This is a genomic window from Streptomyces sp. NPDC034086 (assembly GCF_055575515.1).
Genome location: NZ_JBVISM010000005.1, coordinates 159,275 through 184,065, shown reverse-complemented (window position 1 = coordinate 184,065; position 24,791 = coordinate 159,275). Strand labels below are relative to the sequence as shown.

The window sequence follows — 24,791 nt, the reverse complement described above, 5'->3', positions numbered from 1 at the left end:
GGCGGACCGGCTCAGCCCTCCAGGAAGTGGAAGCCGGGCCGCGGGTGCATCAGGAAGTCGTGGTGCGAGATGTTCCAGGCGTAGGCGCCCGCGAGGCCGAAGGCCACCCGGTCCCCCGCCCGCAGGCCCGGTGCCTCCACACCGCGGGCGAGCAGGTCCTTCGGGGTGCACAGCTGGCCCGTGAGGGTGACCCGCTCCGCGCCGGCCGCCGGCCTGGGCCAGGGGTGGGGCCACTCGGCCACGGGCAGGACCGTGCAGGGCTGGTCGTGGCCCTTGGTGGCGGGGGTGCGCAGGTGGTGGGTGCCGCCGCGGACCACGGCGAACTCCTCGCCGTGGCTGTGCTTCACGTCCAGGACGTCGGTGGCGTACCAGCCGCAGTAGGCGGTCAGGGCGCGGCCGGGCTCGATGCGCAGGGTCAGACCGGGATGCGCCTCCGTGAGGCGGGCGAGGCCCGCGCCGTAGGCCGCCCAGTCGAAGCGGGATTCCGGGTCCGCGTAGTCGACGCTCATGCCGCCGCCGACGTTGACCTCGGCGAACTCGACGCCGTGGCGGGCGGCGAGGCCGGTGGCCCAGGTGAGGACGGATTCGGCGACGGCGAGCTGCTCGGGGGCGTCGAGGCCGCTGGCCAGGTGGGCGTGGACGCCCAGCAGGCGCAGCCGCGGGCAGGTGCCGTCGGTGAGCAGGCGGACCGCCGTGTCGGCATCGGCCGGGTCCAGGCCGAAGGGGGTGGGGCGGCCGCCCATGGCCAGGGAGCTGCCTTCGAGGGAGGCGGCGGCCAGGGGCAGGTTGAAGCGCAGCAGCACGCCCGGCGCGGTCCCGCCGGGGGCGGTGCGCGCGACGAGGTCGGCCAGCACGCGCAGCTCGTACAGGCTCTCCACGTGGAAGCGTTCGACGCCCAGCTCGAGGGCGGTGACGATCTCGGCGGGGGTCTTCCCCGGGCCGCCGAACGCCAGCGGGCGCCCGGGTACGGCCTTGCCGACGTGGGCGAGTTCCCCGCCGGAGGAGACCTCGTACCCGTCGACGTACGGTTCGAGGGCGGCGAGGATCTCCGCCTCGGGGTTGGCCTTGGCCGCGTAGTACAGCTCGACGCGCTCGGGCAGTGCGGCCCGGACGGCGGCGGCGTGCGCGCGCAGCGCCGTCAGGTCGTAGAGGTAGGCGGGCAGTTCCGTCGCCGGGAGGTCGAGGGCGCGCTCGCGCACGGCGGGGGTGGGGGCGGTCAACGGATGCTCCGGGTGGCGTCGGCGTGGTCGTCTTCGGTGGGGTTGCGCAGGGCCTGGGACAGCACGTCCTCGGTGAGCGGGGAGGCCAGGCGGACGTAGCCGGCGTCGCGGTCGGCCTTGCGCTCCCAGCGGGTGAGCAGGTTCGCCTTGGCGGGCAGCGGCACGCCGGCGAGGAGGGCGGCCAGCCGCGGCGGGCAGCCGTACCGGTCGGCGTGCTCCTGGACGGTGGTACGGACCTGCGCCCACAGGGCGGCCTCGGTGTGCGGGTGCAGGTCGGCGAGGGCCGCGAGCATCTCGGCGACGTGGTTGACCAGGAGGCAGTACACGACCCGGTCCCAGCCCCGCTGGGCGTCGTACGTCATGGGGCCCGCGACCTCGGCCGGCAGCGCGGCGAGGAGGTCGGCGTGGTGCTCGGGAACGAGCTTGGTGCCCTCCAGGTCGCGGAAGAGCACCTGGGCGGGCATGCCCTCGTCGTCGACGCAGACCACCACGTTCTGCAGGTGCGGCTCCAGCACCAGTCCGTGGTCGAAGTACGCGGACAGGACGGGCGGGACGAGCAGCTTGACGTACGCGGCCCACCAGTCGAGGGCGGCCTGCGGGTCGGTGGTGTCGACGAGGCGGGAGATGTGGCCGGGGCCGGTGGGGTACTCGTCGGCGACGGCCGCGGCCAGCAGCGGGGTGGTTCCGGGCATGAGCCGGCTGAGCAGGCCCTCGCGGACGATCACGCCGAAGCCCTCGAGGAGGGTCCGGTCGGGGGTGCCGTCGGGGCCCGGCAGGGCGAGGCTGCGGTAGGCGGGCTCGCGGAGCATGGCGGTGCCGGGGAAACGGGTCTCCAGCTCCGCGAGGACCGGGGCCAGCAGGCGGGTCAGGGCGACGGCGCCGGAGAGTTCGTAGCTGGCGTTCTTGCGCAGGCAGTTGGTGATGCGGACGTTGAGGCTGAACTTGAGGAAGGTGTCCCCGTCGTACAGCGTGCGGACCGAGGCGGTGGCGGCGAAGGGCTCGCCGCCGTCGCCGAGGTCCAGGACGTCGCCGCGGTCGAGGGCCTCGCGCAGCCCGGGGTGGCCGCTGAGCATCTCGTACTGCCACGGGTGCGCGGGCAGCAGCCGGTACCCCTCGGGGACCTCGGCGCGGAGCCGGTCGAGCGGCCGCGTCGCGCCGTCCTCGGCGGTCTCCTCGATGAGGAGGTGCTCGCGGACCGCGAGGTGGCGCAGCCGGAAGGAGGCACCGGTCTCGGGCGCGTACGAGAGCCAGGAGGCGGTGTCGCCGCTGCGGGCCTTGGGGGTGGGGTGGAAGCGGTGGCCGAGCACGAGGGACTGCTCGGACTCCAGGTAGGCGGCGAGTCCGTCGCCCTCGCCGACCGTGGTGGCGGTCGCGGGGCGGCCGGCGCGTACGGCGAGCGCCGCGGACACGGCCTCGTGGCTGGAGGCGATCTGCTCCAGGAACTCCTCGTTGCGCACGTCGGTCCGCAGCGCCAGTTCGTCGTGGACGTACTCGGCGAGGCGGCGCCAGCCGACCTGGGCCCAGCCGTCCTCCTGCCGCTCCCGGACCGGTCCGGTGAACCGGTGGGCGCCGATCAGCGAGGTGCGGCGCAGGGCGGCGCGCAGCAGCACGCCGCGGCGGGGCAGCCACAGCATCAGGTGGCCGTCGGCGACGGCGGTCTGGTGTTCCGGTCCGGACAGCTCGCGCAGCAGGCAGTTCAGGAGGGTGTGGGCGACCGCCTCGTCGGCGGTGGGCAGCCCGGCCGGGGAGACGGAGGCACGCGCGGCGACGGGGTGGGCACCGATTGCATCGGTCAGGGACATCAACGGCTCCAGCGGGTGCGGAGAGAGCGGAGGGAACGGAGGTTCAGGGCCGGGAGGGCGGTCGCGCCGACGGTCACCAGGGCCACGGCGGTGCCGGTCAGCACGGGCGCGGAGGGCCCGTACAGGCCGTTCCCGACGGCGGCGGCGAGACCCGCGACGACGGCCCCGGCCTTCGAGAAGAACTCGATCGAGCCGAACAGCCCGCCGGGGGCCCGGCCCTTGGCGCAGTCCGAGGCCATGACGGAGAGGCAGACGAGGCCGAGGGTGAGGCCCGCGCCCAGCAGCAGGCGGACGGCGACGAGGCCGGCGAGGGAGTGGGCGAGCCCGTGCCCGGCCAGCCCGAGGGCTATGCAGGCGAAGCCGAGCGCCACACCGAGGCGGGGGCGCCGGTGGAAGACGGAGTGCACCCACATCGCGGCGGCGAGGTAGCACAGGTGGGGCAGGGCGAAGAGGACGCCGGAGACCAGCGGTGAGGTGCCGGGTATTCGCTCTTCGATGAGGGAGATCAGGTACGGGAAGGAGATGACCGTGGAGAAGACGAAGGCGAACTCCAGGGCGTACAGCCCGCGCAGCGAGGTGACGCGCTCGCGGCCCGTCTCCTCGGCCTCGGTCCCGCCTTCCGCTCCCGCGGGCGCGGGCGTACGGGGCTCCGTGCTCACCCCGCGGGATTCCGGCAGTGCGGCGATGAGCACCGCGGCGGTGAGCGGGAGGACGGCGAGCAGCGCGTACTGGCGGTGCGGTGACATCCAGGGCGAGAGGCTGCCGACCACGATGGGGGCGAAGACCAGCGCGGCGCGCGCGGCGCCCTGCATCAGGGTGAGTGCCTTGGACAGCTGCGGGCCCTCCAGCGAGGCCCCGAGATAGCCGTTGGAGGCGGCGAAGGTGCCGCCGAGGATCCCCTGGAGCACCAGGGCGACGGTGAAGGTGGCGATCGAGTCGGCCCAGCCGGCCAGCAGGAAGGACGCGGCGAGGCCCAGCTGGGCCCTCAGCAGCAGCCGCTTGCGGCCGAACCGGTCGGCGAGCCGCCCCCACAGGGGGGCGCCGACGGCGGCGAAGATGGTGGGGACGATGTAGAGGACGCCGGCCCAGCGGGCGTCGCGGTCGCCGAGTTCCGGGAGGATCTCGGTGAGGAAGGGCGGCAGGCCCAGCGCGGCGAAGGAGGCCACGAAGTAGCAGCCGGCCACCGCGTGCACCTGCCTGCGGCCGAGGACGGGACGGGGTTCCGGTCCGGCGGCGGGGGCCGCCTGGAGCTGGTCCGTGGGCGCTGCGGCGCTCATCGCCGGCCCCCCGCCCGGAGCAGGTAGTTGGGGCCGGTCGTGTAGTGCTTGTTGATGTCGGCGGCGCCCGAGCGCTCCTTGCTGAGCAGGGTGCCGGCGGTGACCATGGCCTTGACCGGCAGCCGCGGGGCGTCCAGGACGTGGGCGCGGAGCACGGCTCCGGGCTCGCCCGGTGCGGTGCCGAGGCGTTCGGCGGCCTCGGCGAGCCGGTCCCGTACGAGGTCCAGCAGCACGCGGGCCTCGGCGCGGCCGTGCCGGGCCAGTCCGAAGGCGTACGAACCGGCGCACAGGTGCAGGGTGATGGTGGTGAGCAGGTCGGTGAGCGGGCGGTCGTCGTCGCAGAAGGCGCGGGGGTCGTCGAAGCCGAGGGGGGCGTCGGCGCCGAGCGTGGCGCGTACCCGGGCGGGGTGGACGCGCGGGCCGTCGTCGTCCTTGAAAAGGAGCCGGACGCGGGTTTCGCCGGCCGGAGCGTGGTCGAGGACGAGGGAGACGTTCTGCTGGTGGGACTCCAGCGCTATGCCGTAGCCGAACAGGGTCGTCTGCCAGTCGATGAGCAGGCGCAGGTAGGCGTCGAGCAGGGCGATCGGGTCCCCGCCGTAGAACCGGTCGGCGAGGTGGTCGATCAGCAGCCGGCCTCCGGGCGCTTCGGCGAGGAGCGCGGCGAGCGGGGTGACGACGGCGTCCTCGAGGCCGGCCGGGTAGCGGCGGCAGAGGGCGGCGAGGAGTTCGTGGCCGGCGTGGGCGTAGACGGTCTCGTCGGCGTGCAGGATGACGCCCTGGAAGCGGGGTTCGCGCGCGACGACGGTCTCGATCAGCCGCTGTCCCGCGACCCCGTCGGCGAGGAAGCCGGGACGGATGATCCGGCGGTTGCGCAGTCCCAGGGTGGCGGTGGCCATCGGGACCTTGATGTGCAGGGTGGGGTCGGCGGTGACGCCGACCGTGCGCATGGACAGCGTGGGGACGACGTCGAGGTACGGGCGCTCGGCGAGGACGGCACGGCCGGCCAGGCCCGCCGCGTCCAGGGCCTCGCGAAGCGGCGCGCCGACGGTGAGCGGGTGGACGGGGAGGGCGAGGTGGCTGTGGTCGAGCTCGGGCAGGCCGAGCGCGGCCGGGGTGGGCCAGACGTCGGGCAGCGCGGCGGGGCCGCCGTTGACCGTGAGGTCCGGCCGCGGTACGGCGATCCAGCGCAGCGCGAAGCGCGGGTGGAACTCGGGCGCGTAGGCGCGCAGCTGGTCCTCGTCCAGGCCGGAGCGGCCGCGTGCGGTGGGGTACACCGGGTGGTCGAGGCGCGCGGCGAGGGCGTCGTGGGCGAGTCCGCCCGTGAGGCCGGTCCAGTGCGCGGGGTCGGTGCCGTGCGCGGCGGCGAGGCCGTCGGCGGCCTCGGCCGCGGTGTCGGCGTGCAGCCGCATGGTGGCGAGGGTCTGGCGGCATTCCTCGGCGAAGGCGTCGAAGCCGCCGCGGTCGACGGGGTCGGCGAGCGCGGCGAGGGCTTCGAGGACCTCGTCGTGGGTGGTGAGCTCGCGGCCGTCCGACTCCCGGGCGAGCAGCGGCAGCCGGGCGGCGTACACGCTCTGGTAGCCGTCCTCGGTGACCGGGAGGAGCAGGGCGTCGCCGTCGTCCGCGGGCAGCCGCAGCCAGCGGCCGTCCGCGCGGTCGACGGCGGTGGTACGGGTGCGCAGGCCTACGACGTCCTCGCGCAGGAGCGCCCCGAGGACGCGGAGCAGCAGCTCCGCCTCGGTGGTGCCGGAGCGGGTGGTGGTGTTCACGGGGTGATCTCCCAGCGCTGGGCCGCGAGGAAGTCGGCGACGACGCGGTCGAGGGTCTCCTGGTCCGTGTTCCGGCCCAGCGCGCGGAGGGCCCCGATGAAGTCGCGGTTGGTGTGGTACAGCTCGTGCCGCTCCCCCACCGCGCGCAGGGGCCGGTAGGTGAGTTCGATGCCGTCCACGACGAGGTCGGCGGCCTCGGGCGCGGCGGTGAGCGTGCCGGCGCTCTGGGCGCAGGGGTTGTCGACCAGGGCCACGCCGTCCGTGCGCATGCCCAGGTCGGCGGGCAGGGGCTCTCCGAGGTGGGTGCGCAGGACGTGCTCGAAGAGCGGGATGTCCAGCAGCTGGGCGAGCATCAGGTCGGCCTGGTCGCCGATGGCCCGGTAGTTGACCTCGATGATGCGGGCCCGGCCGTCCTTGACGACGAACTCGGTGTGGCAGATGCCGAAGCCGACGCCGAGGGCGTCGAGCTGGGCGAGGATCTGCTCGACGACGGCTTCGGGGTGGGCGCTGACGAAGGTGCAGCGCTGCTCGATGAAGTACGGGGGCGGCGAGAGCCGCGTGCGGAAGCCGCCCAGTACGTGGCGCACCCGGCCGTCGCCGAGGGTCTCCAGGCTGCACAGTTCGCCGGCCAGGTACTCCTCGACCACCAGGGCCGCCTCCGGCCGGCGGGTCTGGATCTCCTTGCAGCGCTGGACCAGTTCCCCGGGTCCGTCGGCCAGCACCACGTCCTCGCTGGCGACGCCCTCGCGGGGCTTGACCACGCACGGGTACGGCACGTCGAGGGCGGTGAGCACGGCCGGGTCCTGGCCGGCGGGCAGCTCGGTGGACCAGACCGCGTCGAGCCCGGAGGCGGCCAGGTGGCGGCGCATCTCGGCCTTGTCCTTGACGCGCAGCGTCGCCCGCCAGTCCTTGGCGGGGAGGCCGAAGTAGTCGGCGGCCAGGGCCGCCTGGGTCTGGAGGTGGTCGCTGTTGGTGAAGACCGCGGCGGGCGCGCGGTGGGTGGATATGCGGGTGATGACCGCGCGGAAGTCGCGGACGTCGCACTCCAGGACCTCGGCGTCCGGCGCCGAGCGGCGGTGGCCCTCGGGCTGGTCGGTGAGGATCGTGACCTCGAGGCCGAGCCGGGCAGCGGCGGGGAGGAACCCCTCGGTGACCGAGTCGGTCGGGTTGAGCGCGAGCAGGTACAACCGCATGGGCTGGAGCCCCTTCCGAGTGCTGAGCAGTGGCGGTGCCCGTGGTGGCTGTTTTCCGGCACGCCGTGGCACCGACGTCCTTCACTGACGCCGGCGAGGGTCAGCTTAGGTTAGCCAACCCTTAGCCTCAACTTTCTCTCGCGACACGGGACCTGACACGGCACCCGTGAGCGTAAACCATTGGGTTAAGGTAAGGCTTACCTATCGGCTAGCACCGGAGCTTCGTGCCGCACATGATCGAGAACCGATGACCGCACTCCCGCGCACCGCGCCCGGCAACGTGGCCGCCGCCGTGCTCGCGCGGACCTACGGGCGCCTCGCGGACCTCTGCCCGGCGCTCGACGTCCGGGTGGCCACCGCGGCGGCACGGCCCGAAGGCCTCGTCGGCGGCGACGGACTGGCGGAGGGCCAGGAGGCCCTGGAGGCCTTCATCGCCGCCGAGGCCGCGCGCATCCGGTCCGGCCACGGTCACGAACCGCGCCCGGACGTCGCCGCCTCGCGCGCGCTGCACGACTACCTCTGGTCCGTCAGCCTGCTGATGAGCGGCGCCTGGTACCTGGAACGGCGCGTACCGCGCGTGCGCCCGCGCGAGGTGCGGATCGACCTGTCGGCCGGCACGTTCGAGGTCGTGCCCGGGACCGCGTTCGCCTGTCTGCCCGGCGACCCGGCGGCACACCTCCCCGGTGCGCGGCCCGTGGCCGGGGAGGAGGCGCTGCGCGCCGAGTTGCGCGCCGCCGTCGCCGATCACGTACGGCCGCTGCTGGCGGCCTTCGGGCCGCGGGTGCGGCGCCGCGACCGGGCCCTGTGGGGCATGGCCGTCGACGACCTCGTCTCCGGGATCTGGTACCTCGGCCGCGTCCTCGGCCAGGAGGACCGGGCCGTCCGGGAGGCGACGGAGCTGCTCCCCACCGCCATCGCACCCTTCCCCGGCGGCGCCGACTTCAGACGGCTCGAGACGCGCGACGGGCGGCTTCATCCGACGCGCACCCGGCTCGGCTGCTGCATGTACTACACGCTGGATTCGGCCCGGGCGTGCGCGACCTGCCCCCGGACCTGCGACGACGAGCGGGTCCGCCGCATCGAGGAGACGGACTGAACGACGGGCCCGTCCGAACGCCGAAGGCCCCGGCCGCGTACGGGAGTACGCGGCCGGGGCCTTTCCGTCGAGGCGGGGAAAGCCGAGGCGGGGCATGGAGCCCGACGGGCGGGCCCGCCTTCCCGGCGGACCCGCCCCGGCGTCCGCCTACTTGGCGGGGTCCACCTGGAAGGCCTTCGCCAGGTCGTCGAGGACCATGTCCGCACCCTGGAGGGAGACCGAGGTCATCCAGGTCGAGTCGTCGACCTCGTGGACCTGGTTCTTCTGGACCGCGTTCAGGCGCTGCCACAGCGGGTTGGCGGTGAACTTCTTCTTGCGCTCCTCGCCGCCCGAGAAGGAGGTCATGAAGATGTGGTCGGCGTCCGCCTGCTGGATCTGCTCTTCGCTGATCTCGATGTTGAACTTGGCCTCGTCCCGCTGGTTCTCGGGCCGCGTCAGCCCCATGTCGTTCAGGATGATGCCGCTGAACGTCTTGGGCAGGTAGATGCGCGTCGGACCGTCGACGAAGCGGAGGACCGAGAAGGTGGGCTTGCCGTTGGCGCCGCCGCCCTTGGCGTTGATCGCGTCGCCGATCTTCTTGGCACGGGTCTGGTAGGCCGTGAGCTTCGCCTGGGCCTTCTCCTCCTGACCCAGCGCCTGGCCGAGGAAGGTGATGTTCTCCTTCCAGATCGGACCGGTCGTCTTCACGAAGACGGTCGGCGCGATCTGGCTCAGCCGGTCGTAGAAGTCGGCGTGCCGGACGGTCGCCGAGACGATGAGGTCGGGCTTGAGGGCCGCGATCGCCTCGAGGTTCGGGTTGTCGAGCGGGCCGACGTCCTTGGTGTCCTTCACCGCGTCACCCAGGTACGCCGGGAAGCCCTTCTGGTCACGGTAGGACCCGATGCCGCCGACCAGCGGCGCGTCGAGCGCCACGACCGCCTCGACCAGGCTGTTGTCCAGCGCCACCACACGCTTGGGCTTGGCCTTCAGCTCGGTCTTGCCCTTGTCGTGGGTGATGGTGCGCGGGAAGCCGGCGGACTCGGCGGCGGCCGGCTTCGGCGACGACTCGGCGGCCGACTTGCCGTCATCCCCGCTGCCGCAGGCGGCGAGCGAGAGGGCCATGGCCGCCGTGAGGACGGCAGCGGCGATCCGGCCCGGCCGGCGACGGTGGGTGAAGCTGTTCATCGGTTCTCAGTTCTCCAGAGGGAACGCGTGCTCCAAGGGCGAGGCGCCCTTAGGTAAGGCTTGCCTGAGTAAATGCGTGGTGAACAGTAGCCGCTCTTCGTGGCCAAATCCAGACGGGGGCCGAAGAGCCGATACGGTTAGGCATCCCTTACCTTGTCTGAGTGTCTCTGAAGCCCGTCACCGCCGATGCCGCCGCGGTCCCCGTCCCGGCAGTTCCGCCACCCCGACGAACCCTGTCCCGAACCCTCGTACTCACTTTTCTGCTCGTCCTCGTGGCGGCCATGGTGTGCGCCTCCCTGGCGATCGGCACGAAATCCGTGCCGCTCTCCGACGTCCTCGCGGCGATCGGCGGCAGCGAGGAGGGCGACGCGATCGTCATCCGCGAACTGCGCATGCCCAGAACCTTCCTGGGGCTGCTGGTCGGCCTCGCCCTGGGCGCCGCGGGAGCGGTGGCCCAGGACATCACCCGCAATCCCCTGGGCGACCCCGGCCTGATCGGCATCAGCGCCGGAGGCTCGTTCGCGGTCGCCGCGAGCATCGGCGTCCTGGGGCTGACCAGTTCGTACCAGTACATCTGGTTCGCCTTCCTCGGCGGGGCACTGGCCGGACTCATCGCCTACGCCGTCGGCGGCACCGGGTACGGCGGCGCGACTCCCGCCAAGCTCGCCCTGGCCGGCGCGGCGGTGACCGTACTGCTCGACGCCGGCACCAACACCCTCGTGCTGATGGACGTGCGCACCCTGGACCAGTACCGGTTCTGGGCGGTCGGTTCGCTGGCCGGCCGGGAGGCCCAACTGGGCATGGAACTCCTCCCGTTCCTCATCGTCGGCCTCGCGCTCGCCCTCGGCCTGAGCGGCCGGCTCAACGCCCTGGCCCTCGGGGACGACCTGGCCAGCTCGCTCGGCACCCCGGTCAGGTCCACCCGCGCCCTGGGCGCGCTGGCGGTGGTCCTGCTGACCGGAGCCGCCGTGGCCGCCGCCGGCCCCGTGACCTTCGTCGGCCTCGTCGTGCCGCACGTCGTACGCGCCTTCACCGGGCCCGACGCCCGCTGGCTGGTCCCGTGTTCCGCGCTGGGCGGGGCGTCGCTGATGCTCGCCGCCGACGTGGTCGGCCGGATGGTCGCCCGGCCCGGCGAGCTGGAGGCGGGCGTGGTGACCGCGCTCCTGGGCGCGCCGTTCCTCGCGCTGCTGGTCAAGCGCGGCAAGCTCAAGGAGCACACCCGATGAGCGTGACGCGCACGACCGGCACGCCGGTCCCGGCGGTCCCGGCGGTCCGCCGCAAGGCCGTTCCGCGGCTGAGGTTCGAGGCCGGGCCCTTCGGCGTGGCCGTGCGGCCCCGGGTGGCGCTGGTGGTGCTCGCCCTCGTGGCGGCCGGCTTCGCGGGACTGATCGCCTCCGTGTCGCTGGGCACCTTCGCCATTCCGGTGGGCGACGTACTGACCGCCGTCCTGGGCACGGGCTCCGGCGCGGCCGACCTCATCGTCCACCAGCTGCGTCTCCCGCGGGCCCTGACGGCCCTGCTGGTGGGGGCCGCGTTCGGGCTGGCCGGGGCCGTGTTCCAGGCCGTCACCCGCAACCCGCTGGCCAGCCCGGACCTGATCGGCATCGCGGGCGGTGCCGGAGCCGGAGCGGTGGGCGCCATCCTCATCGGCGGGGTCACCGCGGCCGGGGCGGGCACCTTCGCGGCGGTCCCGTTCGGGGCCCTCGCCGGCGCCCTGCTGACCGCGGTGGTCATCTACCTGCTGGCGTTCCGGGACGGCACCATCACCGGCTACCGCTTCGTCCTCGTCGGCCTCGCCGCGAACGGCGCCCTGGTCGCCCTGACCCGCTGGATGCTGGCCCGCGCCGACATCGACCAGGCGTCCCGCGCCATGGTGTGGCTGACCGGCAGCCTCAACGGCCGCGGCTACGAGCACGTCCAGTGGGCCTGGCTGGCACTGGCCGTGCTGCTGCCGCTGACGCTGGCGCTGGCCCGCCCGTACCAGCTGCTCCAGTACGACGACGACACCGCGCGCAGCCTCGGCATGCCGCTGCGGCACTCGCGGATCGCGCTGCTGGTCCTCGCCACGTGCCTCACCGCCCTCGGCGCGGCCGCGGCCGGGCCGATCGCCTTCGTCGCCCTCGGCGCCCCGCAGATCGCCCGGCGGCTCGCCGGCACCGCCGGGATCCCGCTGATCACCAGCGCCCTCACCGGAGCGGTCCTGCTGATCCTGGCCGACCTCGGGGCGCGCACCGTCCTGGCCCCGACCGAGCTTCCCGTCGGCGTGCTCACCGGCGCCGTCGGCGCCCCTTACCTGCTGCTGCTACTCGCCCGTACCAACCGGGCCGGAAAGGGAGGCTGACATGACCGCCCCGCTGACCGAGACCCCGCCGACCGGCACCGCCCCCTCCGCGCTCCGCGCGGAAGGGCTGCGGCTGGGGTACGGCGACCGGATCGTCTCCGAGGACCTCGACCTGGACATCCCGGCCGGGAAGGTCACCGCTCTGGTCGGCCCGAACGCCTGCGGGAAGTCCACCGCCCTGCGGGCGCTGGCCCGGCTGCTCAAGCCCGCCGGCGGCGCCGTCCACCTGGACGGCGAGGACATCGCGGGCCTGTCCGCACGGGAGTTCGCCCTGCGGCTCGCGCTGCTGCCGCAGACGCCCAGCGCTCCCGACGGGATCTCCGTGCGCGACCTCGTGGCCCGGGGCCGTACCCCGCACCAGCGGTGGTGGCGCCAGTGGTCCTCCTCCGACGAGGCCGCGGTGGACGCGGCACTCGCGGCGACGGGCTCGCAGGAGCTGGCGGCGCGCTCCATCGACGAGCTGTCGGGCGGTCAGCGCCAGCGCGTGTGGATCGCGATGGCACTGGCCCAGCACACGCCGGTGCTGCTGCTGGACGAGCCGACGACCTATCTCGACCTCGCCCACCAGGTGGACGTCCTCGAACTCGTCGCGGAACTCAACCGCTCCGAGGGCCGCACCGTGGTGATGGTCCTGCACGAACTCAACCTCGCCTGCCGCTACGCCGGGCACCTGGTCGCCATGCGCGCAGGACGGGTCATTGCCGCCGGCCCGCCGTCCGAGATCGTCACGCCGGACCTCGTCCACGAGGTCTTCGGCCTGCGCGCGGCCGTGATCCGCTGCCCGGTCGCCGGTACGCCGCTGGTCATCCCGGAGGGCGGGCGCCGCAGCGAGGTCGTCTGACCCCGCGGCGCCGGCGCGGGAGCGCGCCGGCCGCTCGGGGGATGACCCGCCCGCGGCCGGTCACCCCCCGAGCGGAGCGCGGGGGACGTGGACGTGGATGGTCTTGCCCGCCTCCGCGCCGTCGTGGTGGTGGACCTCGACGTCGGTCCCCAGCAGATTGACCAGGTGCCAGCCCCACCCGCCCTCCCCCCGCTGGTCCGGTCGCCGGGCCCGCGGCTCCGCGCTGCTGCCGTCCGTCACGTCGACGTCGACGCCGTCCGGCACCAGGTGCAGGTCGAGCGCGCAGTCACCGCTGGCGTGACGGACGGCGTTGGTGACCAGTTCGCTGATCACCAGCAGGGCGGCGTCCAGGGCGCGGGCCGGAAAGTACGGCGGCTCCCCGCTCCGGAAGGGCTCGAGGAAGTCACGCGCCGCCTGGCGCGCCTCGGCGGCCGCGCCCCGCCCGTGCAGGGCCAGGTGGAGCGTCGGTGTGGGGTGGACGGGGTGCAGGGGCATGGAGACCGACTCCGGGAGCCTCGGTGCTTCGGTCGGGAGGACATGGCCGGACGGGCACGGCCGGCGCCCGCCCGGGCCCGCTGGGCGAGGGGTGCGAGGGGTCAGCGGCCGAGCGCACGCTTCAGTTCGGACTTGTCCATCTTCGAACGGCCCTCGATGTTCTTCTGCTTCGCCTCGTTGTAGAGCTGCTCCTTGGTGGGGCCCTGCGAGCCGCTGTGAGAGCGCTGCCCGCCCCGCTTGGAGGAGGAGGTGTCCTGGGTGGAGGAGCGGCTCGCGGTCTTCGACTCGCCCGAGCGGGCGCGTTCCTTGTTGACCGTGCGCGCGGCGATCTCCTTCGCCCGTCCGGTGCTCTCGCCGCGCTGCTCGGCGCTCTCCTTGATGTGCTCGTACTGACGTTCGCGCTTGGGGCTGGAACCGCGAGGCATGGTGACTCCTTCGCTCTTGTGCGTGTGTACGGCTCCGGCGGGCCGGGTCCGTACCGTGCGCCTGCCCGGGAGGGGGCGGCTCATTCAGTCGGCTCGGGTCCTGGGCGGCCCAGTGCGGCGGCGGCCACGGAGAGGTCCGCGACCAGCCCCGCGAAGGCGGCCTCCCGGTCCTCGGAGCGCAGCACGGCCGACGGGTGGACGGTCGCCAGCAGCTGCCCGGCCACCGGGCCGGTCTCCCCGCCGAGCGGCACGGGCATGGGCAGGAGCACTCCGCGCCGCTCCCCCACCCGGAACGACGACCCGAGCAGCGCCTTGCCCGCGGTACCGCCGAGCACCACCAGCACCTCCGGCCCGACCAGCCGCAGTTCCTCCAGGAGCCACGGCCGGCAGGCGGTCATCTCGCGCAGGCTGGGGGCCTTGTGGATGCGGCGCTTGCCGCGGGGGGCGGGGGTGAACTTGAAGTGCTTGACCACGTTGGTCAGGTACGCGCCCTCGTCCCCGAGCCCGGCCTCGTCGAGCGCCTTGCGCAGCAGCCGGCCGGCCGGGCCCACGAAGGGCTCGCCCCGCAGGTCCTCCTGGTCGCCGGGCTGCTCCCCCACCAGCATCAGCCGCGCACCGGCCGGGCCGCTGCCGAAGACCGTCTGGGTGGCGTCCCGGAAGAGGGGGCACCCCTTGCAGCCCGACGCCGCCCGGGCCAGGCTCCGCAGGCCTCCCCGCGAAGGGAGGTAGGGAGTGGCGTCGTACTCCTGTCCGAGCTCGGGTCCGGCGGCCCGGGCCGAGCCGGTACGCACGCCCGCGTCCATCGCCACCACCTCCGGGCCGGGGTCCGGCTCCCGCGCCGTGGTCCGCCCCGCGTTCGAGACCGCAGGGCGGCAGTCGGCTTCTTCCCGGCGCTCCCGGCACCAAACCGGGGACCGCGGCGCGCGGGACCCGGCGGCCGGGGCACCGGCCGGGGCGAGCGGGTCAGGCGGGCCAGGTGCCGGTCAGGCGCTTGGCGGCCACGGCGCCGCTGCGGTCCACCGCCGCCTTGACGGCGGCGAAGACCGCGCCCTGCAGCGCCGCGGCGATGAGGATCTCCCGCCAGGAGCGGTCCTCGTCGGTGGCGTTCGGGGCGTCGTCATCGTGCCCGAGCCTCTTCCACAGCTGCTTGAACGCGGCGCCCGCCAGCGCGCCCCCGGCCACGCCGAGCACCAGCCCGACGGGCTTGTACGCGATCTTCGATGCCTTCACCGCGGTTCCTCCTCCTCGCTCGTCCGGTCCCCCGGCATCTGCCCGGTGGCACGTGCCGCTAACGCCTTCCCGGCCCGCGTCCGCCGTCACGGGGCGCGGCCGCCGTTTGACGGCCCGCGACGGGGGCAGGCGACGAAACCGGTGGAGTCCCTCCTCGAACCGCGACGGAGGCTCCGCCTCCAACCGGAAGGTGGGATGACGTGATGGAACCGCCCTCGGCACCGGCGGCCGGCCCGGCCCCCTCGCACCTCCTCGAAGAGGCACGGACGGCTTTGCGCGACGTCACCGAACCCTCGGCGCGGGCCGGCCTGCTGGCCGTCCTCGCCGCGGTGCAGGAACTCCAGCTCCTGACGTCCTCCATCCAGGGCATCGACGCCCGCCTGGAGCAGCTCAACCGGTACCTCGGAGCGCTCGCCAACAAGCCGTAGCCGCCGGCCCCCGCACGTCGGCCGTCCCCCGGGCCCCCGCCCGGGGGACGGCTCCCGTCCGGTCCGCGCACGCTCCGGATCACCGCTTCTCCCCCGCCCTTCCCGGGTCCCCGCACGGCGGGGGTCCGCCCGTCGTCCCCCCTCCGGGTGGAGACGCCCTGCGTGTTCTCTCGGCGGCACCGACCACGGTGCGCGACCATACGGACGCGCAGAGCAAGCAGCCAGCAGGTGGAGACACCGCGACAGGAAGAAGGACGGACGTGTCCGGCAGCGAAAGCGAGAACCCCGCAATTCCCTCCCCGGCCGCCACGCCGACCCGCCCCAGGACGAACCGGGACTGGTGGCCGAACCAGCTCGACCTCCAGGTGCTCCACCAGCACTCGCCCCGGTCGAACCCGATGGGCGAGGACTTCGACTACGCGCGGGAGTTCGCGGACCTGGACGTCGAGGCCCTCAAGCGGGACCTCTTCGAGGTGATGACGACGTCGCAGGAGTGGTGGCCCGCCGACTACGGCCACTACGGGCCGCTCTTCATCCGGATGAGCTGGCACGCCGCGGGAACGTACCGGATCGCCGACGGCCGGGGCGGCGGCGGCTCCGGTGCCCAGCGCTTCGCCCCCCTCAACAGCTGGCCCGACAACGCGAGCCTCGACAAGGCGCGGCGTCTGCTCTGGCCGGTCAAGCAGAAGTACGGCCGGAAGGTCTCGTGGGCGGACCTCCTCGTCTTCGCCGGCAACTGCGCGATGGAGTCCATGGGCTTCAGGACCTTCGGCTTCGGCTTCGGCCGGGAGGACATCTGGGAACCCGAGGAGATCTTCTGGGGTCCGGAGGACACCTGGCTCGGGGACGAGCGCTACAGCGGCGACAGGGAACTCACCGGTCCTTTCGGCGCCGTGCAGATGGGACTCATCTACGTCAATCCGGAGGGCCCGAACGGAAACCCGGACCCCCTCGCCGCCGCCAGGGACATCCGCGAGACGTTCGCGCGCATGGCGATGAACGACGAGGAGACGGTCGCGCTGATCGTCGGCGGCCACACCTTCGGCAAATGCCACGGGGCGGTCGACCCCGAGTACGTCGGTCCGGAACCGGAGGCCGCGCCCATCGAGCAGCAGGGCCTCGGATGGATGAACTCCTACGGTTCCGGAAAGGGGCCCGACACCATCACCAGCGGGCTCGAGGGCGCGTGGACGACCGAGCCCGTCAGGTGGGACAACGGCTACCTCGACAACCTCTTCCGCTACGACTGGGAGCTGACGAGGAGCCCTGCGGGCGCCCAGCAGTGGACGCCGACGGACCCGGCCGCCCAGGGCACGGTGCCCGACGCGCACGACCCGTCGAAGCGGCACGCCCCCATGATGCTGACGACGGACCTCGCGCTGAAGCTGGATCCGGTCTACGGGCCGATCTCCAGGAGCTTCCACGAGGACCCGGCCAAGCTCGCCGACGCCTTCGCCAGGGCCTGGTACAAGCTGCTGCACCGCGACATGGGGCCCGTCTCCCGCTACCTCGGCCCGTGGGTCCCCGAGCCGCAGCTGTGGCAGGACCCGGTGCCCGCCGTCGACCACGAGCTGATCGGCGACGCCGAGATCGCCGACCTCAAGGCCCGCGTCCTCGACTCGGGGCTGTCCGTCTCCCAGCTGGCGGCCACCGCCTGGGCCGCGGCCGCGTCCTTCCGCGGCACCGACATGAGGGGAGGCGCCAACGGGGCGCGGATCCGGCTCGCCCCGCAGAAGGACTGGGAGGTCAACGCGTCGGAGGAGGTGGCGCGGACGGTGCCGGCCCTCGACCGGATCCGGGAGGACTTCAACGCCGTGCAGACCGGCGGGAAGAGGGTCTCCCTCGCCGACCTCATCGTCCTGGGCGGCTGCGCGGCCGTGGAGAAGGCCGCGCGGGACGCCGGGTACGAGATCACGGTCCCGTTCGCGCCGGGGCGTACGGACGCCTCGCCGGAGCAGACCGACGTGGAGGCGTTCGCCGTCCTCGAACCCAGGGCGGACGGCTTCCGCAACTACCTCGGGGAGGGCGAGAAGCTGTCGCCGGAGACCCTCATGCTGGACCGCGCCAACCTGCTGACGCTGACGGCCCCCGAGATGACGGTGCTGACGGGCGGCATGCGGGTCCTGGACGCCGGTTACAAGGGCTCCCCGCACGGCGTCTTCACCAGCCGGCCGCAGACGCTGACCACCGACTTCTTCGTGAACCTGCTGGACACGGGGACGCGGTGGTCGCCCTCGGCGACGGACGAGAACGTGTTCGAGGGCCGGGACCGCGCCACGGACCGGGTCAAGTGGACCGCGACCGCGGTCGACCTCGTCTTCGGCTCGCACTCCCAGCTCCGGGCGCTGTGCGAGGTGTACGCCTCCCGGGACGCGGGCGAGAAGTTCGTACGCGACTTCGTGGCGGCGTGGGACAAGGTGATGACGCTCGACCGCTTCGACCTCTCCTGACCGTCCGGACCGGTACGCCCGCCCGACCCCGCCGCCCCGGCCCGCCGGCCCCCGCCGGCCCGCCGGCCCCCGCCGGCCGGCCGGCGGGCACGCCGGGGGCGGGCGGGGCATTCTGGAGGAGGACCCTCACGCCTTCCTGAACCCCTTGGGGGACGTCATGGAACTGGGCTTCCTCAAACCGCTCTTCTCCCGTCCCGGCCCCTGGGCGTCGGTGTACGCCGAGACCACCCGCGCCACCGAGGACGCGCAGCGGATCCAGGCCCTGCGTGAGCGGGCGGTCGCGTCGCAGCTGATCGACGCGGGCGCCGACGCCTACACCGTCCGGGCCGTGGTGAACCGGCTCGCCGGGGAGCCCGCCCACGGCGCGGCCCCCGGCCGTGCGCTGTTCGCGTCGGGCGCCGAGGTCCTGCTGGACGTCCCGCTCGCCAGGGCCCCCGCCGCCACCGCCGCGACCTGGTCGGTCCTGCCGCACGTCGCGCCGCTGGCCGCTCTGCGCGGGGACGAGCCGAGCTGCCTGGTGGCGCACGTCGACCGTACCGGCGCCGATCTGGAGCTGTGCGACGGCCCGCGCCGGGAGGCCGTGGGCCAGGCGCGGGGCAGCCGGTGGCCGGACCGGGGGCACCGCGGGGTGCCGGCCGACCGTTACGAGTGGCACTACCGGAACAAGGTCGAGAACGCCTGGAACGAGACGGCCGACGCCATCGCCGCCGAGCTGGCCCGGCAGTGGCCGGCGAGCGGCGCCGCTCTGGTGGTGCTCGCCGGTGACGTGCGCGAGCGCCGGGCCGTCCACCACCGCCTGCCCGAGGCGGTGCGGGCGGTGACCGTCGAGGTCGACGCCGGCGGCCGCTCGCCCGGCGCCTCCCGGGACGCCCTCGACCGCGAGATCGCGCGGGTGCGGGAGGCCTTCGCCCGCGAGCGCCTGGAGAACGCCCTGGAGCGCTTCCGCGCCGGACGGGGCCGGCCCGGCGAGCACAGGGAGTCCACCGTGGACACCGGGCCGGGGCAGGCCGCGGAGGGCATGCCCGCCGTGGTGGACGCCGTCCGGAGCCACCAGGCGGCGACCCTGCTGCTCACCCCCGAGGGCCCCGACGCGGCGCGCGAGGTGTGGGTGGGTCCCGGAGTGGACCAGGTCGCGGTGCAGCGCGGCCAGGCGCAGGCGATGGGCGTCGGCCGTCCCGAACGGGCGCGGGCGGACGACGCCCTGCTGCGGTCGGCCGCCGCGGCGGGCTGCGAGGTGCTGGTCGTCCCGGCGGACATGGCGGGACCGGCCGGCGGCCTGGGGGCGGTGCTGCGCTGGACGGTGTGACCGGGGCGGAGCGCCCCGGCGGGGAAGGCCCCGCGGCCGGCACGGCCGGCCGCGGGTCGGTGCCGGAGCCGGTGGCTACGGCGCCATCTCGTACGTCCCGGACAGGGCCTCGACGCGCTGCCAGATCCGCGCCGCGCGGTCCTCGTCCACGACGGGCCGGCGTACGGCGCCCAGGGCCCAGGCCTGCTGCGCCTCGGTGGCGGAGTCCTTGCCGTGCAGTTCGACGGCGTGTCCGGAGAAGTCCCGCACGAGGACGGAGAACAACTCGTCGAGGACGTCCGCGTCCAGGTCCGTCAGGCGGGCCTGCTCCAGGATCAGCTGGGCGTGCACCACCAGGGCGAACAGCTGGCCTACGGACAGCAGGAAGTCCAGGTCGCGGCTCTGCGCCTCGTCGGGGGCGAGGGTGGCGACGAACTCGCACAGGGCGTCGGCCTGCTCGCGGAACCGGGCCACGTTCGCCACGTCGGCGTACGCGTCGAAGGCGGGACGCCAGTCGTGGAAGCGTACGGAGCCCAGGCCGCGGGCCGGGCCCTGCCGGAAGAGGAAGTCGTCGTCGGCCGCGTCGAGGCGGGTCGGCACGGCCGGGTACGCGACCGGCTCCAGCAGGTGGTTGCGCATGAACTTGAGGATCAGCGCGAGGTTGACGTGGACGGTGCCCTCGAGCTTGGGCAGGCTGCGGATCTCGACGGCGGCCTCGGCGAAGTAGGTGTCCTTCTCGAAGCCCTTGGCGGCGATCACGTCCCACATGAGGTCGATGACCTTCTCGCCCTCCGTGGTCACCTTCATCTTCGTCATCGGGTTGAAGAGGAGGTAGCGGCGGTCGTCGGGGCCGGCGGAGCGGAAGTAGTCGACGGCCCGGTCGCTGAAGAGCTTCATGCCGACGAGGCGGACGTAGGCGTCGGCCAGTTCACGGCGCACGTGCGGGAAGGCGGTGACGGGGCGGCCGTAGAGGACGCGGTTCTGCGCGTGGGTGACGGCCTCGTACATCGCGTGTTCGCAGATGCCGATCGAGGCGGTGCACAGGTTGAACTTGCCGACGTTGACGGTGTTGAGGGCGGCGTCGAAGGCGGCCCGGCCGGTGTGCAGGACGTCGTCCGGGGACACCGGGTAGGCGTCGAGCCGGAACTCGCTCACGTACTTGGAGGAGTCGACGACGTTCTGCACCACGTGGTAGGCCGGGTGGCGGCTGTCGGCGGCGAAGAAGACGTATCCGTCCGGTCCCTCGACGTCGGTGCGGCGGCCGAAGACGGAGACGAGTCCGGCGGCGTTGCCGTTGCCGATGTAGTACTTGGAGCCGCTGGCCAGGAAACCGCCGTCGCCGTCGGGCTCCAGCAGCATGTCGGTGGAGTAGATGTCGGCGCCGTGGGTGCGCTCGGACAGACCGAACGCGAACACCTCGCCCTGGGTCAGGAGTTCGGCGGCACGGGCGCGGGCGGCGGCGTTCCCGCTCTGCCAGACCGGGCCGAGACCGAGGATCGTCACCTGCCAGGCGTACCAGTAGTCGAGGCCGTAGAAGCCGAGGATCTCGTTGAGGGCGGCGATCCGGGCGGTGTCCCAGCGCTGGTCCTCCCGTCCGGCGGCGGACGCCGGGGTGAGGAAGGTGGCGAACAGGCCCTCCTTGGCGGCGAAGGCCAGGAAGTCCCCGAGCCAGGCGCGGGAACGGTAGTCCTCGATCAGCCTGCGCTTGCCGCGCTCCTCGAACCAGTCGACGGTGGCGCGCAGCAGCCTGCGGGTCTCGGGGTCGAAGTGCGCGGGGTCGTAGGTGCGCGGGTTGAAGAGCAGGGAGTCGGCCATGAGGGGTCGCCTTCCGGAGAGGGAGGGGGAGGGAGGGATGTGGGGTGGGGTGGGGTGTTCAGGCGGACGGCGGTGCCGCGCCGAGGCGCCTGAGCGTGGCGAGGACGTCGTCCAGCCAGTCGATCGTCATCCGCTCGTACGCGATGCCGCCGCGCAGCACGGCGTGCTGGAGTTCCTGCGCGGCGTCGAGCGGGGCGGGCGCCCCGGGCCCGGTGAAGTCGCGCAGTTCCCCGGCGAGGTAGTGCGCGAGCCGCTCGCCGTGCACCCGGTGGTGCCGTTCGACCTCGCGGATCAGCGCGGCCGGGTCGTCGAAGGCCGCGCCCCGGATCTTCACGGCGAGGTCGTGGCGCATGCTCTCGGGTTCGATCGGCTCGTGCAGCCACCGGGAGAGGGCCGCGCGGCCGGGGGCGGCGACGGAGTACTCCTTCTTGTCCGGCCGGCCCTGCTGCGGGACCTCGCGGACGGTGAGCTGGCCGTCCCGTTCCATGCGGCCCAGAACGCGGTAGATCTGCTGGTGGGTGGCGGTCCAGAAGTAGCCGATGGACCGGTCGAACCGCCGGGCCAGTTCGTATCCGGAGCCCGGCTTCTCCAGCAGGGAGACGAGGATCGCGTGGTCGAGCGCCATGCCCCGATCTTTCTATGCAACTCGTTGCATAGACAAGGGCCGGGGCCCGGGTGAGACGCGGCTCACGAACGTCTCCGGCGGCCGGACGGCGTCCGCGGGCGTTCCGTACGGCCCTCGCCCCGCCCACCGCCCGCCCCCGGAGGCGGGCCGGGCGGAATCTCGGTGGCGGACCGCGGCCGTGGCGTACGAGCATGGGCCGCATGAGTGAAGACCTCGCGCGCTGGACCCGGTCGACCGTGTACCCCGACATGTGGGCGGATCCGGACGACGATCCCCGCAACAACGACGGGCCGGGCCCGGACGGCGAACTCGCCACGCTCCTGGAGTTCCTGACGGACTACCGCCTGACCCTGAGGATGAAGTGCGAGGGCCTGGACCCCGAGCAGCTGGCCCGGAGGTCGGTTCCGCCGTCGACGATGTCACTGCTCGGGCTGGTCCGCCACCTCGCCGAGGTCGAGCGTGACTGGCGCAACTGGATCACCGACGGCGACCCGCTGCCCAAGCTGTACGGCGAGCGCGACGCCGACTTCGACGGGGCCGTCGCGGACGGGGCCGTCGTCGACGCCGCGTACGCGGACCTGGAGCGCGAGCAGGCCGCGACCGATGCCGCGCTGGCGGCGCATCCGGACCTGGGCGAGCGCGTGGGCAAGGATTCCATCGCGATCCGCGAGCTGATGGTGCACCGGATCGACGAGTACGCCCGCCACTGCGGCCACGCCGACCTCCTGCGCGAGTGCGTCGACGGCAGGGTCGGCCAGTGAGCTGACCCCGCCGGGGCTCAGGGCGTGCGCGGCGCGGCCAGCGAGTTCAGCAGCGCGGCGCCGCGCTCGGCGTCCCCGACGCTGACGGCGAACTCCGTGCCGCGCAGCGGGCGGACGACCAGGCATTCACCGGCCCGGAGCATCACCGTCGTGCCCCTGCCGCTGAGCCGGTACCCCCAGCCGCCCACCTGCGCGGGCGTCCGGTGCTCGGCGCGTGCCGACGCGATGTCCCCCGCCCGCCAGCGGCGTACCGGCAGGCCGAGCGGGCCGAGGGCCACGTCCAGACCGCGGTCGGTGACGCTCGCCCGTACGGAGGAACACCCGAGGACCAGGACGGACGTGACGGCGAGGGGCGTGACGAGCGCCCACGGGGCCGGGACCCCCAGGCCCGCGACGGCGGCGAGGGCGGCGGCGGCCGCGCCGAGTCCGGTCACGGCCGCGGTCGCCCGGAGCCAGGGGTTCGCGGTGCGGGAGAACCAGACCAGCTTTTCACCGTCCGGTATCTCCATGCCCGGACCCCGCTCCGCCGCCGGCGGCCGTGCCGTGGAGGGGCGGCGGGCCCTCAGCAGGCCGGCGAGTCCCGCGGCCGCAGCCCCCGCGACCGTCAGGGCGATGCCGAGGCTCCCCAGACGGGCCTGGTGCCAGTCGGCCCGGTCCAGGTTGGCCCGGACGACACAGGCCTGCCCGCCGAGGAGGAAGACGGCGCCGGCCGGCAGGAACGCGGATGCCGCCGCCCCGTCGCGCCACCGCGCGACAACGGCGGCCGGCAGCACCAGGGCCGCCCAGACGGCCACCGGAAGCAGCGCGGCGGCCCACAGCGGCAGGGAGCCGTCGGGCGCGCCGGAGCGTGCGCTCCAGTGGGTCGCCAGCCGCTCCGGCAGCCGTTCCGACGCCGCCCAGGGCAGCGCGGCGAGCAGGGCGGCGACCCCGGCGGCCCAGAGCCCGAGGGCCCGCCGGCCCGCGGCCCCCTCCGGGCCGGCCGGCCCCTTCCGATTCCTCGGACCCTTCACGGCAACCTCCTGATCATTTCCATCAGATCGGCCCTGCTGTAGCCCAGGCGCGCCGCGTCACGGACGAGTTCGCGCACCCGGTCGAGCACCACGGACCGCTCGTCCGCTCCCGCGGCGACGGTGACGCCCCTCCCCCGCCGGAATTCCAGCACGCCCTCGTCACGCAGCCCGCGCAGACCGCGCAGGACCGTGTTGGCGTTGACTCCCCAGGCCAGGGACAGTTCCCGGGCCGACGGCAGGCGGTCGCCCGGCCCGCACTCGCCGTCGGCGATGGCGCGCCTGATCGCGGCCGCCACCTGCTCGTGGAGCGGCCGGCCGTCCGCGGTGTTCAGTCTCAGCAGCATGGTGCCAATGACGGTAGCACCATTGACTGTCCGAGAGGAGACCGCGCCCCGCGGGCGGCGCCTGCGCCGGTACGCGCGGCGGGGGGGGGCGCCGCTCGTGCGGCCATACGGGCGGGCCCGGCGTGTGGCGCCGGTCGCGTCCGGTCCGCCGCCCGTATGTTCGCGGCGGAAACGTCCCACGGGGCGAGGAGCGCGTGCGGGAGTGGGTGACCGGCGATGACCGGGAAGCGGACGATCACCGTATTCGGAGCGACCGGACAACAGGGGGGCTCCCTGGCCCGGTCGATCCTCGAGGACCGGGACGGCGACTTCGCGGTGCGCGCCGTGACCCGCCGCCCGGACTCGGAACGGGCGCGGGAGCTGGAGCGGCTCGGGGCGGAGGTGGTCCGGGCCGACATCGACGACGAAGCGAGCCTCGGCCCCGCCCTGGAGGGCGCGTACGGGGCGTTCCTGGTGACCAACTTCTGGGAGGACATGGACGCCGCCCACGAGAAGCGGCAGGCGGCGGCCCTCGCCCGGGCGACCGGCCACGCCGGCGTGCAGCACGCGATCTGGTCCACCCTGGAGGACACGCGCCACTGCGTTCCCGTGGACGACGACCGGATGCCGACGCTCCAGGGTGCGTACAAGGTCCCGCACTTCGACGCCAAGGCGGAGGCCGACCAGTACTTCCTCGACGCGGGCGTACCGGTCACCTTCCTGCGGACCACCTTCTTCTGGGACAACCTGCTGGGCAGCTTCGCGCCGCGGGCGACGGAGGACGGCGGCCTGGAGCTGATCTACCCGATGGGCGACAAGCGGCTGTCCGGCATGGCCGTCGACGACGTCGGCAGGATCGCGCACGCCATCTTCAGGACGGGTGCCGACTTCGTCGCCGCCACCATCAGCGTCGCGGGCGAGCACCTGCGGGTCGCCGACATGGCGGCGGCCCTCACCGAGTCCCTGGGGCGGCCGGTCCGCTACCGGCCCCTGACGCCCGACGCGTTCCGCGGCCTCGGCTTTCCCGGCGCCGACGAGGCGGGGAACATGTTCCAGTTCTACGCCGACTGCGAGGCCTCCTTCACCGGCGCGCGGGACCTGGACGCCGTGCGCGGCATCCACCCGGCCCTGCAGGACTTCGCCACCTGGCTGGCGGCCCACCGCGACCGGTTCCCCCCGGCCTGACGGCGGCGGCCGCCGGCGGTGCGGTCCGCCGGGGTGGGGCCTCCGCGAGGTTTGTCCCC

23 protein-coding genes are annotated in these 24,791 nt (G+C 74.0%); 9 read left to right on the top strand and 14 right to left on the bottom strand.

Translation table 11 applies throughout. The features are described 5' to 3' along the window. Positions 1 to 11 precede the first annotated feature (11 nt). Genes ACZ514_RS15450 through ACZ514_RS15430 form a run of 5 tightly spaced genes read right to left on the bottom strand, consistent with a single transcriptional unit; the run spans position 12 to position 7,258 of the window. The gene (locus ACZ514_RS15450; RefSeq protein WP_469124919.1) at positions 12 to 1,220 is read right to left on the bottom strand and encodes a type III PLP-dependent enzyme; all 1,209 of its coding nucleotides are present in this window, start codon (positions 1,218 to 1,220) and stop codon (positions 12 to 14) included. Then, positions 1,217 to 3,022 (bottom strand): IucA/IucC family protein, encoded by a 1,806-nt coding sequence (locus ACZ514_RS15445; RefSeq protein ID WP_469124918.1) that lies wholly within the window; start codon positions 3,020 to 3,022, stop codon positions 1,217 to 1,219. Before ACZ514_RS15445 ends, ACZ514_RS15450 begins: the two co-directional genes overlap by 4 nt. Continuing rightward, positions 3,022 to 4,299 carry an MFS transporter gene (locus ACZ514_RS15440; RefSeq protein WP_468696860.1) on the bottom strand — a complete coding sequence of 426 codons (1,278 nt, stop codon included), beginning with the start codon at positions 4,297 to 4,299 and terminating at the stop codon, positions 3,022 to 3,024. The genes ACZ514_RS15445 and ACZ514_RS15440 overlap by 1 nt, the downstream gene beginning before the upstream one ends. Further along, on the bottom strand, positions 4,296 to 6,065 hold the full coding sequence (locus ACZ514_RS15435) for an IucA/IucC family protein (protein ID WP_469124917.1): 1,770 nt from the start codon (positions 6,063 to 6,065) through the stop codon (positions 4,296 to 4,298). Before ACZ514_RS15435 ends, ACZ514_RS15440 begins: the two co-directional genes overlap by 4 nt. Further along, a complete protein-coding gene (locus tag ACZ514_RS15430; RefSeq protein WP_468168390.1) occupies positions 6,062 to 7,258 on the bottom strand; it encodes an ATP-grasp domain-containing protein in 1,197 nt (398 codons plus the stop codon). Before ACZ514_RS15430 ends, ACZ514_RS15435 begins: the two co-directional genes overlap by 4 nt. A gap of 247 nt (positions 7,259 to 7,505) precedes the next feature. Here ACZ514_RS15430 and ACZ514_RS15425 point away from each other — a divergent pair, with 247 nt between their 5' ends. Next, a complete protein-coding gene (locus tag ACZ514_RS15425) occupies positions 7,506 to 8,354 on the top strand; it encodes a (2Fe-2S)-binding protein (RefSeq protein ID WP_468168387.1) in 849 nt (282 codons plus the stop codon). Between the two features lie 147 nt (positions 8,355 to 8,501). On the opposite strand, the gene ACZ514_RS15420 is transcribed toward ACZ514_RS15425, so the two are convergent. Continuing rightward, positions 8,502 to 9,518: an ABC transporter substrate-binding protein gene (locus ACZ514_RS15420; RefSeq protein WP_468168384.1), complete on the bottom strand. Its 1,017-nt coding sequence runs from the start codon at positions 9,516 to 9,518 to the stop codon at positions 8,502 to 8,504. A 281-nt stretch (positions 9,519 to 9,799) separates the two neighbouring features. Between ACZ514_RS15420 and ACZ514_RS15415 the strand changes: the two genes are divergently transcribed. Genes ACZ514_RS15415 through ACZ514_RS15405 form a run of 3 tightly spaced genes read left to right on the top strand, consistent with a single transcriptional unit; the run spans position 9,800 to position 12,700 of the window. After that, positions 9,800 to 10,744, top strand: coding sequence for a FecCD family ABC transporter permease (locus ACZ514_RS15415; protein WP_469125020.1), 945 nt, complete (start codon positions 9,800 to 9,802; stop codon positions 10,742 to 10,744). Next, a complete protein-coding gene (locus ACZ514_RS15410) occupies positions 10,741 to 11,859 on the top strand; it encodes a FecCD family ABC transporter permease (RefSeq protein WP_469124916.1) in 1,119 nt (372 codons plus the stop codon). The genes ACZ514_RS15415 and ACZ514_RS15410 overlap by 4 nt, the downstream gene beginning before the upstream one ends. Position 11,860: 1 nt before the next feature. Next, positions 11,861 to 12,700 (top strand): ABC transporter ATP-binding protein, encoded by an 840-nt coding sequence (locus tag ACZ514_RS15405; RefSeq protein WP_468168378.1) that lies wholly within the window; start codon positions 11,861 to 11,863, stop codon positions 12,698 to 12,700. Between the two features lie 60 nt (positions 12,701 to 12,760). On the opposite strand, the gene ACZ514_RS15400 is transcribed toward ACZ514_RS15405, so the two are convergent. From ACZ514_RS15400 to ACZ514_RS15385, 4 genes are all read right to left on the bottom strand, one after another. After that, complete coding sequence (locus ACZ514_RS15400) at positions 12,761 to 13,195, bottom strand: ATP-binding protein (protein ID WP_468168375.1); 435 nt, start codon at positions 13,193 to 13,195, stop codon at positions 12,761 to 12,763. A 101-nt stretch (positions 13,196 to 13,296) separates the two neighbouring features. Next, the gene (locus ACZ514_RS15395) at positions 13,297 to 13,620 is read right to left on the bottom strand and encodes a plasmid stabilization protein (protein ID WP_388937767.1); all 324 of its coding nucleotides are present in this window, start codon (positions 13,618 to 13,620) and stop codon (positions 13,297 to 13,299) included. Between the two features lie 80 nt (positions 13,621 to 13,700). After that, the gene (locus tag ACZ514_RS15390; RefSeq protein ID WP_469124915.1) at positions 13,701 to 14,423 is read right to left on the bottom strand and encodes a UdgX family uracil-DNA binding protein; all 723 of its coding nucleotides are present in this window, start codon (positions 14,421 to 14,423) and stop codon (positions 13,701 to 13,703) included. A 160-nt stretch (positions 14,424 to 14,583) separates the two neighbouring features. Further along, entirely contained in the window at positions 14,584 to 14,850 is a 267-nt protein-coding gene (locus ACZ514_RS15385) for a DUF4235 domain-containing protein (protein WP_468168370.1), read from the bottom strand. A 200-nt stretch (positions 14,851 to 15,050) separates the two neighbouring features. Here ACZ514_RS15385 and ACZ514_RS15380 point away from each other — a divergent pair, with 200 nt between their 5' ends. From ACZ514_RS15380 to ACZ514_RS15370, 3 genes are all read left to right on the top strand, one after another. Beyond that, a complete protein-coding gene (locus ACZ514_RS15380) occupies positions 15,051 to 15,278 on the top strand; it encodes a hypothetical protein (protein WP_468168367.1) in 228 nt (75 codons plus the stop codon). A gap of 260 nt (positions 15,279 to 15,538) precedes the next feature. After that, a complete protein-coding gene (gene katG / locus ACZ514_RS15375) occupies positions 15,539 to 17,728 on the top strand; it encodes a catalase/peroxidase HPI (RefSeq protein WP_468168364.1) in 2,190 nt (729 codons plus the stop codon). A 145-nt stretch (positions 17,729 to 17,873) separates the two neighbouring features. Continuing rightward, positions 17,874 to 19,034 carry a baeRF2 domain-containing protein gene (locus tag ACZ514_RS15370; protein ID WP_468168361.1) on the top strand — a complete coding sequence of 387 codons (1,161 nt, stop codon included), beginning with the start codon at positions 17,874 to 17,876 and terminating at the stop codon, positions 19,032 to 19,034. 75 nt (positions 19,035 to 19,109) lie between these two features. Here ACZ514_RS15370 and ACZ514_RS15365 read toward each other — a convergent pair whose 3' ends face one another. Both ACZ514_RS15365 and ACZ514_RS15360 read right to left on the bottom strand, forming a co-directional pair. Further along, positions 19,110 to 20,828: an acyl-CoA dehydrogenase family protein gene (locus ACZ514_RS15365; protein ID WP_468168358.1), complete on the bottom strand. Its 1,719-nt coding sequence runs from the start codon at positions 20,826 to 20,828 to the stop codon at positions 19,110 to 19,112. A gap of 58 nt (positions 20,829 to 20,886) precedes the next feature. Then, entirely contained in the window at positions 20,887 to 21,453 is a 567-nt protein-coding gene (locus ACZ514_RS15360) for a PadR family transcriptional regulator (RefSeq protein ID WP_468168355.1), read from the bottom strand. A gap of 200 nt (positions 21,454 to 21,653) precedes the next feature. On the opposite strand from ACZ514_RS15360, the gene ACZ514_RS15355 reads away from it, so the two are divergent. Next, positions 21,654 to 22,214 carry a DinB family protein gene (locus ACZ514_RS15355; RefSeq protein ID WP_469124914.1) on the top strand — a complete coding sequence of 187 codons (561 nt, stop codon included), beginning with the start codon at positions 21,654 to 21,656 and terminating at the stop codon, positions 22,212 to 22,214. Between the two features lie 17 nt (positions 22,215 to 22,231). Here ACZ514_RS15355 and ACZ514_RS15350 read toward each other — a convergent pair whose 3' ends face one another. Together ACZ514_RS15350 and ACZ514_RS15345 are read right to left on the bottom strand one after the other, a co-directional pair. Further along, positions 22,232 to 23,224 carry a DUF1648 domain-containing protein gene (locus tag ACZ514_RS15350; RefSeq protein ID WP_469124913.1) on the bottom strand — a complete coding sequence of 331 codons (993 nt, stop codon included), beginning with the start codon at positions 23,222 to 23,224 and terminating at the stop codon, positions 22,232 to 22,234. After that, entirely contained in the window at positions 23,221 to 23,568 is a 348-nt protein-coding gene (locus ACZ514_RS15345) for a GntR family transcriptional regulator (protein ID WP_468168346.1), read from the bottom strand. The genes ACZ514_RS15350 and ACZ514_RS15345 overlap by 4 nt, the downstream gene beginning before the upstream one ends. 216 nt (positions 23,569 to 23,784) lie before the next feature. Here ACZ514_RS15345 and ACZ514_RS15340 point away from each other — a divergent pair, with 216 nt between their 5' ends. Beyond that, positions 23,785 to 24,732 (top strand): NmrA/HSCARG family protein, encoded by a 948-nt coding sequence (locus tag ACZ514_RS15340; RefSeq protein ID WP_468168343.1) that lies wholly within the window; start codon positions 23,785 to 23,787, stop codon positions 24,730 to 24,732. Positions 24,733 to 24,791: the final 59 nt, after the last annotated feature.